Origin of the sequence: Ideonella sp. (assembly GCF_036277275.1) — a bacterium.
Taxonomy (GTDB): Bacteria; Pseudomonadota; Gammaproteobacteria; order Burkholderiales; family Burkholderiaceae_C; genus Ideonella.
Genome location: NZ_DASUNH010000034.1, coordinates 39,480 through 52,028, shown reverse-complemented (window position 1 = coordinate 52,028; position 12,549 = coordinate 39,480). Strand labels below are relative to the sequence as shown.

Annotated in this window: 12 protein-coding genes and 1 tRNA gene; 5 read left to right on the top strand and 8 right to left on the bottom strand. The window is 65.8% G+C overall.

Features of this window, described 5'->3' with window-relative positions:
- The gene (locus VFY73_RS07510) at window positions 1-1,095 is read right to left on the bottom strand and encodes an aldose epimerase family protein (protein ID WP_329717306.1); all 1,095 of its coding nucleotides are present in this window, start codon (window positions 1,093-1,095) and stop codon (window positions 1-3) included.
- A gap of 119 nt (window positions 1,096-1,214) precedes the next feature.
- On the opposite strand from VFY73_RS07510, the gene VFY73_RS07505 reads away from it, so the two are divergent.
- Together VFY73_RS07505 and VFY73_RS07500 are read left to right on the top strand one after the other, a co-directional pair.
- On the top strand, window positions 1,215-2,141 hold the full coding sequence (locus tag VFY73_RS07505; protein WP_329717305.1) for a dihydrodipicolinate synthase family protein: 927 nt from the start codon (window positions 1,215-1,217) through the stop codon (window positions 2,139-2,141).
- A gap of 78 nt (window positions 2,142-2,219) precedes the next feature.
- Window positions 2,220-2,972 (top strand): FadR/GntR family transcriptional regulator, encoded by a 753-nt coding sequence (locus VFY73_RS07500; RefSeq protein WP_329717304.1) that lies wholly within the window; start codon window positions 2,220-2,222, stop codon window positions 2,970-2,972.
- Between the two features lie 86 nt (window positions 2,973-3,058).
- Here the strand turns inward: VFY73_RS07500 and VFY73_RS07495 are convergent.
- The 4 genes from VFY73_RS07495 to VFY73_RS07480 all read right to left on the bottom strand — a co-directional run bounded on the left by VFY73_RS07495 (window position 3,059) and on the right by VFY73_RS07480 (window position 5,712).
- Window positions 3,059-3,133, bottom strand: a tRNA-Val gene (locus tag VFY73_RS07495).
- 39 nt (window positions 3,134-3,172) lie between these two features.
- Window positions 3,173-3,877: a DNA polymerase III subunit epsilon gene (gene dnaQ / locus VFY73_RS07490; protein ID WP_329717303.1), complete on the bottom strand. Its 705-nt coding sequence runs from the start codon at window positions 3,875-3,877 to the stop codon at window positions 3,173-3,175.
- A complete protein-coding gene (lgt, locus tag VFY73_RS07485; protein WP_329717302.1) occupies window positions 3,874-4,710 on the bottom strand; it encodes a prolipoprotein diacylglyceryl transferase in 837 nt (278 codons plus the stop codon). Before lgt ends, dnaQ begins: the two co-directional genes overlap by 4 nt.
- 54 nt (window positions 4,711-4,764) lie before the next feature.
- Entirely contained in the window at window positions 4,765-5,712 is a 948-nt protein-coding gene (locus VFY73_RS07480; protein ID WP_329717301.1) for a LysR family transcriptional regulator, read from the bottom strand.
- A 99-nt stretch (window positions 5,713-5,811) separates the two neighbouring features.
- On the opposite strand from VFY73_RS07480, the gene ilvD reads away from it, so the two are divergent.
- Entirely contained in the window at window positions 5,812-7,494 is a 1,683-nt protein-coding gene (gene ilvD, locus VFY73_RS07475) for a dihydroxy-acid dehydratase (RefSeq protein WP_329717300.1), read from the top strand.
- A 135-nt stretch (window positions 7,495-7,629) separates the two neighbouring features.
- Here ilvD and VFY73_RS07470 read toward each other — a convergent pair whose 3' ends face one another.
- A complete protein-coding gene (locus VFY73_RS07470; protein ID WP_329717299.1) occupies window positions 7,630-7,914 on the bottom strand; it encodes a TIGR04438 family Trp-rich protein in 285 nt (94 codons plus the stop codon).
- 143 nt (window positions 7,915-8,057) lie between these two features.
- On the opposite strand from VFY73_RS07470, the gene VFY73_RS07465 reads away from it, so the two are divergent.
- Window positions 8,058-8,354, top strand: a complete 297-nt coding sequence (locus tag VFY73_RS07465; RefSeq protein ID WP_329717298.1) for a c-type cytochrome — start codon at window positions 8,058-8,060, stop codon at window positions 8,352-8,354.
- Window positions 8,355-8,520: 166 nt separating this feature from the next.
- On the opposite strand, the gene acs is transcribed toward VFY73_RS07465, so the two are convergent.
- Complete coding sequence (acs, locus tag VFY73_RS07460) at window positions 8,521-10,485, bottom strand: acetate--CoA ligase (RefSeq protein ID WP_329717297.1); 1,965 nt, start codon at window positions 10,483-10,485, stop codon at window positions 8,521-8,523.
- A 215-nt stretch (window positions 10,486-10,700) separates the two neighbouring features.
- Here acs and VFY73_RS07455 point away from each other — a divergent pair, with 215 nt between their 5' ends.
- Window positions 10,701-11,342 carry a TIGR00645 family protein gene (locus VFY73_RS07455; RefSeq protein ID WP_329717296.1) on the top strand — a complete coding sequence of 214 codons (642 nt, stop codon included), beginning with the start codon at window positions 10,701-10,703 and terminating at the stop codon, window positions 11,340-11,342.
- Window positions 11,343-11,369: 27 nt separating this feature from the next.
- Here VFY73_RS07455 and nhaA read toward each other — a convergent pair whose 3' ends face one another.
- Window positions 11,370-12,545 (bottom strand): Na+/H+ antiporter NhaA, encoded by a 1,176-nt coding sequence (gene nhaA / locus VFY73_RS07450; protein ID WP_329717295.1) that lies wholly within the window; start codon window positions 12,543-12,545, stop codon window positions 11,370-11,372.
- Window positions 12,546-12,549 lie beyond the last annotated feature (4 nt).

Below are 12,549 nucleotides of genomic sequence, written 5' to 3'. Positions count from 1 at the left end.
TCAGGCGACGGAAAACCGGTGCAGCGTGCTGCTGCGGTAAGTCTGCCCTGGCCGCAGCACCGTGCTCGGCCAATCCGGCCGGTTCGGTGAATCCGGGCTGTGCTGGGTCTCCAGGCACAACCCATCGCCCTGGCGATAGCGCCGGCCGCCGCAGCCCAGCAGCGTGCCATCGAGGAAGTTGCCTGAGTAGAACTGGATCGCCGGCTCGGTCGTCAATACCTCCATCACGCGGCCACTGGCCGGGTCTTCGAGCCGGGCCGCGGGCTGCAACGGGTCTGTACCGCGCCGGTCGAGCAGCCAGTTATGGTCGTAGCCGCGGCCGAAGCCGAGCTGCGGGTGGTCTTGCCGGATGCGGCTTTCAATCTCCGTCGGCTGGCGAAAGTCGAACGGCGAACCACCGACTGCCGCCACCCGCGTTGGGATCAACCCTGGGCCCACTTCGGTGTAGCGGCTGGCCGCCAAGTGCAGCCGGTGGCCCAGCGCACTGCCGCCGCCTGTCAGGTTGAAGTAGTCGTGGTGGGTCAGGTTGACGACGGTCGGTCGGTCGGTGGTGGCTTCGTAATCGATGCGCCAGCTGGCATCGGCGCCGAGCGTGTAGCGCACCGTCACCTGCAACCGGCCGGGGAAGCCTTCCTCGCCATCTTCTGCGGTGTAACGCAGCACCAGCGCGGCGCCGCCGCCATCGGCTGGCTCGGCCTGCCAAAGCCGGGTGCCGAACCCCCCGGCGCCACCATGCAGGCAGTTGTCGCCATCGTTGCGCGACAGCGCGTGCACGTGGCCGTCCAGCATGAAGCGCGCCCCGGCGATGCGGTTGCCGTAACGCCCGACGATGACACCGAAATGCGGGTTGCGCTCCACATAGTCGCTCAAGACATCAAAGCCGAGCACCACGTTGGCCAGGCGGCCGGCGCGGTCCGGCACCAGCAGCCGGGTCACGATGCCGCCCAGCGTGATGGCGCTCAGCACCAACGGACCACAAGCCAGCGTGTACTCGTGCACCACCCGTCCGTCCGGCAAGTGGCCGAACTCACGGCGGCCGATGGCGGGGCTGGCACAGGTCATCGAGGCTTCAAGGTTGGTCTCGGTGAGCAACATCGAGACCAAATGTAATACCAATCAGACCGACCGCTTCAAAGGATTTACTCTTTGATAAAGCTTGCACAGATGATCAATTAGTATTACTTTATTGGATGGACTAACACCTCACCGGACCCATGAGCCATCTCGCCCCCCGCTACCGCGGTGTCTTCCCCGTCGTCCCAACCACCTTCAACGAACTGGGCCAACTCGACCTGGCCAGCCAGAAGCGCTGTGTCGACTTCATGATCGACGCAGGTTCGACCGGCTTGTGCATCCTGGCCAACTTTTCCGAGCAGTTCGTGTTGTCGGACGAAGAACGCGAAACGCTGACGCGGACGATCCTCGGACATGTGGCCGGCCGCGTGCCGGTGATCGTGACAACCACTCACTTCAGCACCCAGGTTTGCATCGAGCGCAGCCGCCGCGCGCAGGCCTTGGGTGCGGCGATGGTGATGGTGATGCCGCCTTACCACGGCGCCACGCTGCGAGTCGGCGAGCCACAGATCCACGAGTTCTTCGCCCGCCTGTCCGACGCGATTCGCGTCCCGATCATGGTCCAGGACGCGCCGGTCGCCGGCACGCCGCTGCCAGCCGCCTTCCTGGCCCGGATGGCCCAGGAGATCGAACACGTGGCCTACTTCAAGATCGAGACCGCCGGCGCGGCAAGCAAGCTGCGCGAGCTGATCCGCCTCGGCGGCGATGCGGTCGAAGGCCCGTGGGACGGCGAAGAGGCGATCACGCTGCTGCCCGATCTGGACGCCGGCGCCACCGGTGCGATGACCGGTGGCGGCTACCCCGACGGCATCCGCCAAATCATGGACGCCTACACGGCCGAGCGGCGAGAAGACGCCGCTGCGCTCTATGAACGCTGGCTGCCGCTGATCAACTACGAGAATCGGCAGGCTGGCTTCCTGGCCGCCAAGGCCTTGATGCACGAAGGCGGTGTCATCGCATGTGCCGCCCCGCGTCACCCATGGCCCGACCTTCACCCCGCGGTTCGCGCCGGCCTGATGCAGACGGCCCGCCGGCTTGACCCGCTGGTCCTGCGCTGGGCACGCTGAAGCAACGCGCACTGGCCCGTGGGCGGGTTCAATCGTGGATCGCTGTGATAGGGTTATCCTTTGCTCTCTCGCCTTTTCATGGACAACCAAGCCCCAGCTGAGCTTTCAGCCTATCGCCGCAAACCCGATGGCAAGAGCAGGCACGGCCGCATCGTGCGCGAGCTGGGAATGCGCATCGTGTCCGGTGAGCTGAAGCCCGGCGCCCGGCTCCCCAGCGAAGCGACGTTGCTCCAAGCCTATGAGGTCAGCCGGCCGGTGCTGCGCGAAGCAATGCGGGTGCTGGTGGCAAAAGGCCTGGTGTTGTCGAAGCAGCGCGCCGGTGCCACTGTGCGACCCAGCAAAGAGTGGCACCTGCTGGACCCGGACGTCCTGTACTGGCTGATTCAGAGCAAACCCAAGAACGAATTCGTCGGCAGTCTGATGACGGTCCGCCGCATCATCGAGCCGGCCGCCGCGGCGTTGGCCGCCCAGGAGGCCACCGACGAGCAGCTGAAGTCCATCGCCGACGCCTATGCCGGCATGGAGGCTGCCCGCACACCGGAAGAGCTGTTGGAGCCCGACATCGCCTTCCACTGCCGCATTGCCGAAGCCACCGGCAACGAGCTGCTGGCCTACATCGGCAACATGCTGTCGCTTGCGTTGCGCGAGTCGATCAAGCTGAGCAGCCAGCACCCCAACACGCACGCGCTGTCGCTGCCCAGGCACAAGGCCATTCTCACGGCGCTGCAGAACCGCGATCCGTTGGGCGCGCGCCAAGCCACGCTCGTGCAACTGCAGGAAACCAGCGACGACCTGTCGGCGGTGCTGCCTGGCGGGTTCCCGAATTTCTGACATCGGCGGACGCAGCAGGCCGATGCTGCGAACCTGCCCAGCAGAAACGACTACGCCACCCGAAGGTGGCGTAGTCGTTTGCTTCTTGGTGGGCGGTGCAGGGTTCGAACCTGCGACCCCTGCCGTGTGAAGGCAGTGCTCTACCGCTGAGCTAACCGCCCGGAATTTGAGTAGAACTGTGTGTTCCGGGAAGCCATAGATTATGCCACAAGTTTTCGCCACTGCGTCTTGCCGCCGCTGGCCTTGTCCAACTCGGCCAACATGGCCTCGTGGGCAGCCAGCTCTTCGTCGCTCACCACGGTGATGGGCAGGTCGAAAGTCGATAGATCGATTTGCACGACCTGCAAGCCCTGGCTGGGCGACTCCGCACTGTCGATGACCAGCGAGTCCTGTCCGCGCGTCAGGCGGATGTAGACCTCCGCCAGCAGGCCCGCATCGAGCAGCGCGCCGTGCAGCGTCCGGTTGGAGTTGTCCACCTCCAACCGCTTGCACAAGGCATCCAGCGAGTTGCTCTTGCCGGGGAACATCTCGCGCGCCATCGCGAGCGAGTCCTTGATGCCGCCCACGCATTCGGCGAACAACGGGCGGTTCAGGCGCTTGAGTTCGGCATTCAAGAAACCCACGTCGAACGCCGCGTTGTGAATGACGATCTCGGCACCGGCCAGGAACTCCATCAACTCGTCCGCAACCGCCGCGAAGACCGGCTTGTCGGCCAGGAACTCGTCGGTCAGGCCGTGCACCCGCACCGCGTCTTCGCTGTTCTTGCGCTCGGGGTTCAGGTAGAAGTGCTTGGTGTTGCCGGTCAGTCGCCGGCTGACCATTTCGATGCAGCCGACCTCGACCAGGCGGTCGCCACTGTCGGGCGACAGACCGGTGGTCTCGGTGTCGAGAAAAATCTGTCTCATGCGCTCGCCCCCGACGCGCCGCTGGGCACCGGCTGGCGCGAACCCCAGGCCCACAGTGCTGCGCCGGCCAGGATCATCGGCACGCACAGCCATTGGCCCATGCTCATGTTCATGGCCAGCAAGCCGAGGAAATTGTCAGGCTCACGGAAGTACTCGGCGATGAAGCGGAACACGCCGTAGCCGAACAGGAAGGCTCCCGACACCTGGCCCATGCCGCGTGGCTTCTTGCTGTAGAACCACAGCAAGATGAACAACAGCATGCCCTCCAGCAGAAATTGGTAGATCTGCGACGGGTGGCGCGCAACGTCCGTCCCCGACTGCGGGAATACCATCGCCCAAGGCAGGCTCGGATCGGCCGCGCGGCCCCACAGCTCCCCGTTGATGAAATTGCCCACGCGGCCGCTGGCCAGGCCCGTCGGCACGCAGGGCGCGATCAGGTCTGTCACCTGCCAGAACGGACGTTTGCGCAACCAGGCAAACAGGCCCATCGCGACGGCCACGCCCAACAAGCCCCCGTGGAAAGCCATGCCGCCCTTCCAGACGGCAAAGACCTCGAGCGGGTGCATTGCGTAGTAGCCCGGCTTGTAGAACAGCACGTAGCCCAAGCGACCGCCCAGCACGACGCCCACGACACCGAAGAACAAGAGATCCTCGACATCGCGCCGCGTCCAGCCTGCATTGGCAAACCAGGGCAAGCGCACGCGCCGGGCGGCAAGGTACAGGAACAGGCCAAAGGCCACCAGGTAGGTCAGCCCGTACCAGTGAACCTGCAGGGGCACGCCGATGCGGGTCAGGTCCAGCGCGATCGGGTTGAATTGCGGGTGCATGAGCATGGGGCGGGATGATAAAGCGCCCGCCCCGGCCCACCGGGCCGGGCGGTGCTTCCTTCAGGATCGGCGGGGCACTGCGCTGTCGAGCGAACCGGCGACGAAGGCGGCAAAACGCCCCGCCACCGCCCCACTGCCAGGTGACCACACCAGGCTGGTCTCGCATTGCGGGGCCCCTTCACCGAGACCGGCCGGCAAGGCCCGGTAGGCGACGCCGGGGCGCTGCAACTGGGTCATCGAACGCGGAACCCAGGCCAGCCCCAAACCGGCCGACACCAGATTCACGATGGTTTGCATCTGGATCGCCTCCTGCGCCACGACAGGCGACACACCGTGGCGGTGGTAGTAGCCCAGCACGGCGTCGTACAGCGAGGGCGCGATGACGCGCGGAAAGATGACCAGCGGCTGCGCCAGCAGCTCGGCCACCCGCAGGCGGCGCGCCGTGGCCAACGGGGTGCCTTCCGGCAGGGCCAGCACCAGCGGCTCGCAACCCACCGACAAGCGAGACCAAGGCTCCAGCGCGGCCGAAACGCCGGGGGCATGCAGCACGAAACCGGCGTCGGCCTCGCCCCGCGACAGGGCCTCGAGCAGGACGTCGGTGGTCGCCTCTTTCAAGACCACTTGCACCCCTGGCTCGGCCAGCCGGAAGCCACGCAACCACCCAGGCAAGGGGCCGAAGCCCACTGTGGACACGAAGCCCAACCGCAGGCGGCCCACCGCCCCCCGGCCGGCGGCCTGCGCCACGCCCGGCAGCGCGGCGGCCTGCAGCAGCAGGTGGCGCACCGGCTCGACCAGCGCTTCGCCGGCCGCACTGAGCGCCACCCGGCGCCGGTTGCGCTCGAACAGCGGCACCCCCAGCTTGGATTCGAGCTGCTGGATGGCCATCGTCAGCGGCGGCTGGGTCATGTGCAAGCGCTGGGCGGCCTGGCCGAAGTGCAGTGTTTCGGCGAGTGCCAGGAACTGCCGCCAACTCCGCAGCTCGATCGCCGGGACGACAGGGTCATTCATATGCCTTGCATATTACTTCGGCGCGCTGAATATATTGGACGCATGATTTGAGTGGCAGGATACTCGGCCATCCTGACCCAGCCCACGCGAGGAGACCCGATGAGCCTGAACCGCCGATCCAAGAACATCACCGAAGGCGTTGCCCGTGCACCGAACCGCTCGATGTACTACGGCATGGGCTACAAGGAGGGCGACTTCGGCAAGCCGATGGTCGGCGTGGCCAACGGCCACTCGACGATCACGCCATGCAACTCGGGCCTTCAAAAGCTCGCGGACGCCGCGGTGCAGGGCCTGAAGGAGGCCGGCGCGAACCCCCAGATCTTCGGCACGCCGACGATCTCGGATGGCATGGCGATGGGCACCGAGGGCATGAAGTACTCGCTCGTCTCCCGCGAGGTCATCGCCGACTGCGTCGAAACCTGCGTCGGCGGCCAATGGATGGACGGCGTCGTCGTCATTGGCGGCTGCGACAAGAACATGCCGGGCGGCATGATGGGCATGCTGCGCGCCAACGTGCCGTCGATCTACGTCTACGGCGGCACCATCCTGCCGGGCCATTACAAGGGCCAGGACCTGAACATCGTCAGCGTGTTCGAAGCGGTCGGCCAGTTCTCGGCCGGCAAGATGAGCGAAGAAGACTTCTGCCAGATCGAAAAGCGCGCGATCCCCGGCACCGGCTCTTGCGGCGGCATGTACACCGCCAACACGATGAGTTCGTCGTTCGAGGCGCTGGGCATGAGCCTGCCCTACTCGTCGACAATGGCCAACGTCGAAGACGAGATCGTGGCCAGCGTCAAGCAGTGCGCGGCGGTGCTGGTCGAAGCGATCCGCAAGGACCTGAAGCCACGCGACATCGTCACCAAGAAGGCAATCGAGAACGCGGTCGCGGTGATCATGGCCACCGGCGGCTCGACCAATGCGGTGCTGCACTTCCTGGCGATCGCGCACGCGGCCGAGGTGGACTGGACGATCGATGATTTCGAGCGGGTGCGCCGCCAAGTGCCGGTGATCTGCGACCTGAAGCCCAGCGGCCGCTTCCTGGCCATCGACCTGCACCGCGCCGGGGGCATTCCCCAGGTGATGAAGCTGTTGCTCAATGCCGGCCTGCTGCACGGCGATTGCCTGACGATCACGGGCAAGACCGTGGCCGAGAACTTGGCGGACGTGCCGGATGCACCGCCGGCCGGGCAGGAGGTGATCCGCCCGATCACCCAGCCGATGTACGACGAGGGGCACCTGGCGATCCTGAAGGGCAACCTCTCACCGGAGGGCTGCGTGGCCAAGATCACCGGGCTGAAGAACCCGGTCATCACCGGTCCGGCGCGCGTGTTCGACGACGAGCAATCGGCGCTGGCCGCGATCATGGCCGGGCAGATCAAGGCCGGCGACGTGATGGTGTTGCGCTACCTCGGGCCCAAAGGGGGCCCGGGGATGCCCGAGATGCTGGCGCCGACCGGCGCACTGATCGGCCAAGGGCTGGGTGAATCGGTGGGCCTGATCACCGACGGCCGCTTCTCGGGCGGTACCTGGGGCATGGTGGTGGGCCACGTGGCACCCGAAGCCTATGAGGGCGGCACGATCGCCTTGGTCAAGGAGGGCGACTCGATCACCATCGACGCGCACCAACTGCGGCTGGAACTGAATGTGGACGAGGCGGAGCTGGCCCGGCGCCGCGCAGCCTGGCAGCGCCCTGCCCCGCGCTACACCCGCGGTGTGCTGGCGAAGTTCGCGAAGAACGCCTGCAGCGCCAGCGGCGGTGCAGTGCTGGACAAGTTCGATTGAGCCCGCCAAAGGCGAACTCGGCTGGAGTCGCGAAGCGGCGCCCGCCGGAAGACGCCTCGCGGCTTCAATTCGAGTCAGTCGAGACGGCAGCTCCAGGCTGATCTGAAGCGGTATCGCCCAGATCGGCTTTCCGGCTCAGCGGCGGCGCGAAGAGGATCCGCGTTTCGGGTCCTTCGGGCCGAGGCCCAGGTTGCCGATGTTGCGAGCACGGCGTTCGGCCTTGCGCTCGTCGTCGCGCTCCATCTCGCGCCGTTTGGTCATGCCGCTGGCATCGGACCAGCCCCACCAGACCAGCGCGAGGATGAAGGGCAGCACCAGCTTCCACAGATCGCCCAGGAACTCGAGGTTCCATTCGGCCATGGGGCTGACCCCTGCAATCTTCAGGACGATCAGCAGAACTCCGATGATGATGAACAGCATGGCAAGCCTCCAACGCGGCCGGTGAACGATGCCGCAAGGCCGCAAGCCCAGCGTCAACGGAAGTTTGTAAACTGCGTTGCATGGACTGTAAACCAGACCCACTGGCCCAGCCCGATTTGTCCCCCCCTTTGCTGAAGGACACCATGAAGACTCTGATCGCCCTGCTCGCCGTCGCCGCCGTGTCGCCGGCATTTGCCAATGCCGACCTGGCCAAGCAGAAGAACTGCCTGGCCTGCCACGCGGCCGACAAGAAGCTGGTCGGCCCCTCTTACAAAGACGTGGCCGCGAAGTACGCCGGCCAAAAGGACGCCGTGGCCAAGCTGGCCGAGAAGATCCAGAAGGGCGGCGTGGGCGCCTGGGGCCAGGTACCGATGCCGGCCAACCCGGTAACGCCGGACGAAGCCAAGAAGCTGGCGGCCTGGGTGCTGACGATCAAGTGATCGCTTGAATTCCCAGGAATGGAAAAGCCCCGCACCGCGGGGCTTTTTTGCGCCAGGTTCAGGGGACGGTACCAGGGACGGGGCGTCGATTCAGGTTCGCTGACTTGCGTTAGGGCTCTGACGTCCCCTCACAACGCGCCGCGCCGGGGCAAGTCCGGCGCCTCGATCAATTGCTCTCAGACAATTGATCGAGGATGGCGGGATTCTCGAGCGTTGAAGTGTCCTGGGTGATGGCTTCGCCCTTGGCAATCGAGCGCAGCAGCCGGCGCATGATCTTGCCCGAGCGGGTCTTGGGCAGGTTGTCGCCGAAGCGGATGTCCTTCGGCTTCGCAATCGGGCCGATCTCCTTGCCGACGTGGTCGCGCAGCTGCTTGGCGATTGCCTTGGCTTCGTCGCCTACCGGGCGCGGACGTTTGAGCACGACGAAGGCGCAGATGGCCTCGCCGGTCGTGTCGTCCGGCCGGCCCACCACCGCGGCTTCGGCGACGAGCTCGGTGCAGCTGACCAACGCCGATTCGATCTCCATCGTGCCCATGCGGTGGCCTGAGACGTTCAGCACGTCGTCGATGCGGCCGGTGATCGTGAAGTAGCCGGTCTTCGCGTCTCGGATGGCGCCGTCGCCCGCCAGGTAGTAGCCCTTCAGCTCCGGCGGGTAGTAGCTCTTCTTGAAACGCTCGGGGTCACCCCAGATCGTGCGGATCATGCTGGGCCAGGGCTTCTTGACAACCAGGATACCGCCCTGCCCGTTCGGCACATCGTTGCCGGTCTCGTCGACGATGGCCGCCGCAATGCCCGGGAACGGCAACGTGCAGGAGCCCGGCACCAGCGTCGTGGCCCCCGGCAGCGGCGTGATCATGTGGCCGCCGGTTTCGGTCTGCCAGAAGGTGTCGACGATCGGGCAGCGGCCGCCGCCCACATGCAGGTGATACCACTCCCAGGCCGCGGGGTTGATCGGCTCGCCGACCGAGCCCAGGATGCGCAGGCTCGACAGGTTGTAGCGATCCGGGTGGACGGCGGCATTGCCCTCGGCCGCCTTGATCAACGAGCGAATGGCCGTCGGTGCGGTGTAGAACACCGTCACCTTGTGGTCCTGGATCATCTTCCAGAAACGGCCCGCGTCCGGATAGGTGGGCACCCCTTCGAAGACGATCTCGGTGCCGCCCAGCGCCAGCGGGCCATAGGTGATGTAGGTGTGGCCGGTGACCCAACCGATGTCGGCCGTGCACCAGAACACATCGTCGGCCTTCAGGTCGAACGTCCACTTGGTCGTCAGCGCCGCATGCAGCAGGTATCCGGCGGTCGAATGCTGAACGCCCTTGGGCTTGCCGGTGGAGCCGGAGGTGTAGAGCAGGAACAGCGGATGCTCCGCCTCGACCCACTCCGGCTCGCAAATGCTGGGCTGGCCCGCAATCAAGTCAGCCAGCCACAGGTCGCGGCCGGCGGTCATCGACACCGCCGCCCCCGAACGCTTGACGACCAACACGTTCTTCACCGAGTCGCAGCCGCCCAGGCCAAGTGCCTCGTCGACGATGGCCTTCAACGGCAGTTGTTTACCGCCGCGGATCTGGTGGTCGGCGGTGATCACGGCCTTGGCACCGGTGTCTTCGATGCGGTCGCGCAGAGACTGGGCCGAGAACCCACCAAAGACGACCGAGTGCGTGGCTCCGATGCGCGCGCAGGCCTGCATCGCCGCCACGCCGTCGACCGACATCGAGATGTAGATGACGACCCGGTCGCCCTTGGCAATGCCCAGGGACTTCAGGCCATTGGCGATCTGGCAGGTCTTGGCCAGCAGTTCCGAGTAGCTGGTCCTGGTGACCTCGCCGCCGTCGGCTTCGAAGATCAGTGCGGTCTTGTCGCCCAGGCCACGTTCGATGTTGCGGTCCAGGCAGTTGTACGAGGCGTTCAGCGTGCCGTCTTCGAACCACTTGAAAAACGGCGCTTCGCTGTCGTTCAGCACCTTGGTGAACGGCTTCTTCCAGCTGATCAGTTCACGCGCCAGCCGACCCCAGTAGGCCTCATGGTCGCCCTCGGCTTCACCGCACAGGGCCTCGTAGGCGGCCATGCCGGACACATGGGCGGTGGCGGCCAACGCTGCGGGCGGCGCGTAGGTCTTCAGCTCTTCGGTCATCACTTGTCTCCTCAAGACGGCATCAAGACTGCAAAAAGGCTGCGGGTGGCCCACGTCCCGGCAGACGCCGGCCAGCGACTGGCCAGCACTTTCGTCCGAGCGTCTGACGAAGGGCTTACTCCCGTCACCAGTAACCGTCAGACGGCGGTCGCAAAGTGACCCCTACAATCCGCCGCCTGTCGATTTTCAGACTGTCGCACATCGTTCGACCCACCATGGAACAACCGAAGAACAACCCATCGCCGCGCCTGCGGCCCCTGCCGCAGCTGATCTTCGCCAGCCGCTGGCTGCAGCTGCCGCTGTACCTCGGGCTGATCCTGGCGCAGGCGGTCTACGTGTTCCAGTTCTGGGGCGAGCTGATTCACCTGATCGAGGCGGTCTTCGGCAGCAAGGACGCGCTGGCCAGCCTCGTCACCAGCCTGGGCTACAAAGGCACGGCGATCATCGACGCGGCCACCGGCAAGGTGATCGGCTACGAGCCGATCGTGAAACTGAGTGAAACCATCATCATGCTGGTGGTGCTGGGCCTGATCGACGTGGTGATGATCTCCAACCTGTTGGTGATGGTGATCGTCGGCGGCTACGAGACATTCGTCTCGCGCCTGGATCTCAATGGGCACCCCGACCAGCCCGAATGGCTGAGCCACGTGAACGCCTCGGTGCTGAAGGTCAAGCTCGCCACCGCCATCATCGGCATCAGTTCGATCCACCTGCTGAAGACCTTCATCAACGCCGAGAACTACACCGAGAAGACGCTGCTGTGGCAGACGCTGATCCACATCGCCTTCTTGTTGTCGGCTCTGTCGATCGCCTGGGCCGACCGCGTGATGGGCGGCAGCGGCAACAGGCCGCATTGAACCGTCGCGCGCGGGCCGGAAACCCGGTCAGCGCCTCGCGGCGAACAGCAGCACCAGACTGCCCAGCACGCCGGCCACCACCGAGCCCCCCAGCACACCCAGCTTGAGCTGCGCCTCGTAGCCGGCCCCCTGGCCCTCGAAGGCCAGGCCACCGATGAACAGGCTCATCGTGAAGCCGATGCCGCACAGCAGCGCCATGCCGAAGCACTGAGCCCAGCTCGCTTCGGCCAGCAGCGGCGCGCCGGCCAGCTTCACCATCAGCCACAGGCTGCCGAATACGCCCACAGCCTTGCCCAGCACCAGCCCGGCGGCAATGCCCAGCGGCAGCGGTGCCAGCAGGGCCGCTGGCGACACGCCTTGGAGCGAGACGCCTGCGTTGACGAAAGCAAACACGGGCAGCACCACAAACGCCACCCAGGGATGCAGGCCATGTTCAATCTGCTGCAACGGTGAGCCGCCTTCGTCGTCGCGCATCGGCACCGCCAGTGCAGTGACGACACCGGCCAACGTGGCGTGCACGCCAGACTTCAGCACGAACAGCCACATCACCAGCCCCAGCAGCACGTAGGCCTCCACGCGCATCACCCGTGCCCGGTTCAGCGCGAACAGCCCCAGTGCGCACAAGCCGGCGCCGGCCAGCATCGTGCCCGACAACTGCGCGGTGTAAAACAGCGCGATCACGGCAATGGCACCCAGATCATCGATGATCGCCACCGCAGTCAGGAAGACCTTCAGCGACACCGGTACCCGGTCGCCCAACAGCAGCAACACCCCGAGTGCAAAGGCAATGTCGGTCGCCGCCGGGATCGCCCAGCCGCGCAGAGTGACCGGATCACCAAGGTTGAAGGCCGCGAAGACCAGCGCCGGCGCCGCCATGCCGCCCAACGCGGCCACCGCCGGCAGCGCCGCCTGGGCGCCGGTGGACAGCTCGCCCTCGACGAACTCGCGCTTGATCTCGAGCCCGACAAGGAAGAAGAACACCGCCATCCACAGATCGTTGACCCAGACCAGCAGCGGCTTGGCCAACACCAGCGCGCTCGGACCGGCGCCGATGCGCAACTCGCCCGGCCACTGCCGAAACGCCTCGTAGGTCGGCGCCCACGACGAGTTGCTGGCCACCAGCGCTGCCAGCGCTGCCAGACCCAACACCACGCCACCGGCCGATTCGTGACCGAGGAAACGTTTCAACGCCTGCGTGACCATCCGT

Bases quoted from the DNA above. Each gene is read 5' to 3' on its own strand.
- VFY73_RS07510 (WP_329717306.1), bottom strand. From the start codon at position 1,095: ATGTTGCTCACCGAGACCAACCTTGAAGCCTCGATGACCTGTGCCAGC.
- VFY73_RS07505 (WP_329717305.1), top strand. From the start codon at position 1,215: ATGAGCCATCTCGCCCCCCGCTACCGCGGTGTCTTCCCCGTCGTCCCA.
- VFY73_RS07500 (WP_329717304.1), top strand. From the start codon at position 2,220: ATGGACAACCAAGCCCCAGCTGAGCTTTCAGCCTATCGCCGCAAACCC.
- dnaQ (WP_329717303.1), bottom strand. From the start codon at position 3,877: ATGAGACAGATTTTTCTCGACACCGAGACCACCGGTCTGTCGCCCGAC.
- lgt (WP_329717302.1), bottom strand. From the start codon at position 4,710: ATGCTCATGCACCCGCAATTCAACCCGATCGCGCTGGACCTGACCCGC.
- VFY73_RS07480 (WP_329717301.1), bottom strand. From the start codon at position 5,712: ATGAATGACCCTGTCGTCCCGGCGATCGAGCTGCGGAGTTGGCGGCAG.
- ilvD (WP_329717300.1), top strand. From the start codon at position 5,812: ATGAGCCTGAACCGCCGATCCAAGAACATCACCGAAGGCGTTGCCCGT.
- VFY73_RS07470 (WP_329717299.1), bottom strand. From the start codon at position 7,914: ATGCTGTTCATCATCATCGGAGTTCTGCTGATCGTCCTGAAGATTGCA.
- VFY73_RS07465 (WP_329717298.1), top strand. From the start codon at position 8,058: ATGAAGACTCTGATCGCCCTGCTCGCCGTCGCCGCCGTGTCGCCGGCA.
- acs (WP_329717297.1), bottom strand. From the start codon at position 10,485: ATGACCGAAGAGCTGAAGACCTACGCGCCGCCCGCAGCGTTGGCCGCC.
- VFY73_RS07455 (WP_329717296.1), top strand. From the start codon at position 10,701: ATGGAACAACCGAAGAACAACCCATCGCCGCGCCTGCGGCCCCTGCCG.
- nhaA (WP_329717295.1), bottom strand. From the start codon at position 12,545: ATGGTCACGCAGGCGTTGAAACGTTTCCTCGGTCACGAATCGGCCGGT.